The sequence below is a fragment of the Streptomyces resistomycificus genome (genome assembly GCF_001514265.1).
GTDB lineage: Bacteria > Actinomycetota > Actinomycetes > Streptomycetales > Streptomycetaceae > Streptomyces > Streptomyces resistomycificus.
This window is the reverse complement of record NZ_KQ948991.1, coordinates 604,356-604,945: the sequence shown is the minus strand read 5'-3', so window position 1 is coordinate 604,945 and position 590 is coordinate 604,356. Positions and strand designations below refer to the sequence as shown.

Annotated in this window: 1 protein-coding gene and 1 tRNA gene; one reads left to right on the top strand and one right to left on the bottom strand. The window is 68.8% G+C overall.

The genetic code is table 11. The features are described from left to right. A partial coding sequence (locus tag AQJ84_RS17190; protein ID WP_159042791.1) for an HAD family hydrolase occupies window positions 1–177 on the top strand: 177 nt, incomplete at its 5' end. 38 nt (window positions 178–215) lie between these two features. Here the strand turns inward: AQJ84_RS17190 and AQJ84_RS43070 are convergent. Then, window positions 216–318, bottom strand: a tRNA-OTHER gene (locus AQJ84_RS43070). Window positions 319–590 lie beyond the last annotated feature (272 nt).

Here is a 590-nt window from a genome sequence, read left to right as displayed (position 1 = left end):
GCCGCCGACACCATCGCCTTCGGCGACATGCCCAACGACATCCCGATGTTCGCCTGGGCGTCCTACGGCGTGGCCATGGCCAACGCCCACGAGGAACTGAAGGCCGTCGCGGACGAGGTGACGTCCTCGAACGAGGAGGACGGGATCGCGGCCGTGCTGGAGCGGTTGCTGGGCTGAACGCGGTGTTCCCGCAAGGCGGGAGCAGGTCGGTTCTGCGGAGGATGCACGGATCGAACGTGCGCGGGGTTGCCCCCGACCATGACCCGCTCGTGCTTGAACACAGCGCGAGTCAGTGCTTTGCCACTCGGCCAATCCTCCGGGTGGGCGGCCTCACGCGAGCGCAGTGCGCCACGTGCTCGAAGCGGCCGCCCCGGGCAGCTCCCCGTGCGGGCGGACTCGACGGAGGGGTAACTACTCCGGAGTCCGCCTCGGGCTGCCCTGTGGGGAGCTCAACGGACTGTCGTGCATGGACATCGTCGAACTCCTCCCCAGTGTGAGGCGCCGGTTCGCTCCGGCGTCCTGGACACAACCACTGTGCCCGTACGCCGTGTTGGGCGCCACTGATTAAGCGGCGCCCCCGGCCTTTCACC